Below are 1,710 nucleotides of genomic sequence, written 5' to 3'. Positions count from 1 at the left end.
CCCGGCGTATTCACGCAGCAGGTTGTCCATCAGTTTGTTACGGCGCGGATCGCTTTCCAGCGGACGATTGAGTTCCTGGGTCTTGTCGTCCAGCAGGTTGCCGGCCGGGTCGAAAGCAAAGGTCTCCACGCCAAGGCGGCTGGTGGCTTGCAGTAAGCGGCCAATGGGATCGTACTGATAGGCCAGGTGGCCACGGCGGGTGTCGTGGATATCGGTCAGCTGGCCGACGGCATCGTATTGATACTGGCGTTTGAGCAGGGTGGACTGGCCATCGTGGCTGCCCAACAGTTGCTCCTGAAGACGCCCGGCCGGATCCCACGCCTGAGTTTGCATCAGCTGGTTGCCCTGATGCCGCACCACTTCACGGTGCAGGTCATCGCGCTCGTAGGCGAGCAACTCATGCTGATCGAGGGTCATGCCCAGCACATGACCACTGCCGTAGGTGAGCACACTGACCTTGTGGCCATCCGGGCGGATCGTCGCTGTGCGCAGGTTCAGTGCGTCGTATTCATGCTTCCACACCGCGACCATCGGCACCTCGGTACCGAGGTAGTACTGGTGCTCGCGGGTCAGGTTGCCCGCCTCGTCATGGAACCATTGCAGCTTGCTGGCCGCGTTGATCGCCTGGATCAGGTTGCCGTTGCCGTCGTAGGCGAAGGATTCTTCCTGGCGCTGGTCCCCCAGGCTGGCCACGCGAGAAGCGAGCCGGCCCACCGGGTCGAAAGTGATGTCGATACGCCGCTGACCGACTTGGGCGCTGGCCAGCCGGCCCGTATCAGGATCGTACTGGTAACGGGTTACCAGACCATCGAAGCCTTGCTCTTGCAGCAAGCGCCCGACCGGGTCGTAAAGGAAGTTGGCCTTGCTCTCGTTCTCGTTCTCCAGGCCGATCAGGCGGCCCAGCTTGTCCCAGCGATAACGCAGGGTGTGCTCGTTGGCATCCACCCGCTCGGCCAGCAGGCCCACAGCGTTGTAGGTCCAGGTGGTGCAACGGTCCAGTGCATCAACGTGAGCCAGCAAACGACCTTCAGCATCGCGCTCGAAACGCTCTTCGGTGGCGTCCGGGTGGATGACTTTTGCCAGTTGGCCGGCTTTGTATTCGTAAGCCGTCTTATTACCCGCCGCATCGGTGAACAGCACCAACTGACCGAAGGCGTCGTATGCCCATTGACTGGTCTTGCCCGAGCAGTCGGTGTACACGACCAGTTGATCCGCCGCGTTGTAGGCCAGCTTTTTCTCGTTGCCGTTGGCGTCCTTGATCGCCTTGACCAGCCCAGAGGGTGTGTAGGCGAACTCGGTCTTGTTGCCCAATGGATCGGTGGTCTCGACCAGGTTGCCCTTCTGGTCATAGTCCCGCAGCCACAGGCCAGCTTCGGCATCGCGGATCTTGATCGGACGGCGACGGTCGTCATACGCGATATGGACCTGGCTGTGATCGGCGCGGATATGGCGAATGACACTGCCTTGTTCGTCATAGTCGTAACGGTCTTCAGTGCCATCGGTATGAACGTGGCGTACCACGTTCTTGCGCTCATCCCTGAAAATCCATTCTGAACTTTCATCCGGATAGCGCACGCGGTACAGGTGGCCAAGGATGTCGTAGTAGTACCAGGTCTCCTGGCCATGGGCGTCGGTGACGTAGGTGAGGCGGATGTTCTCGTCCCACTCCAGGCGAATTTCGTAACTGCCATCATCGGCCCACTCGCGAAT

1 pseudogene is annotated in these 1,710 nt (G+C 60.5%); it reads right to left on the bottom strand.

The features are described 5' to 3' along the window. Positions 1-1,710 (bottom strand): annotated as a pseudogene (locus tag NJG22_RS24350) (RHS repeat protein); the annotation flags it as partial.

It is taken from the genome of Pseudomonas sp. VA159-2, assembly GCF_024126635.1.
In the GTDB taxonomy this organism is placed as follows: Bacteria; Pseudomonadota; Gammaproteobacteria; order Pseudomonadales; family Pseudomonadaceae; genus Aquipseudomonas; species Aquipseudomonas muyukensis.
The sequence above is the reverse complement of the archived record's forward strand: the minus strand, read 5'-3'. Positions and strand labels throughout refer to the sequence as shown.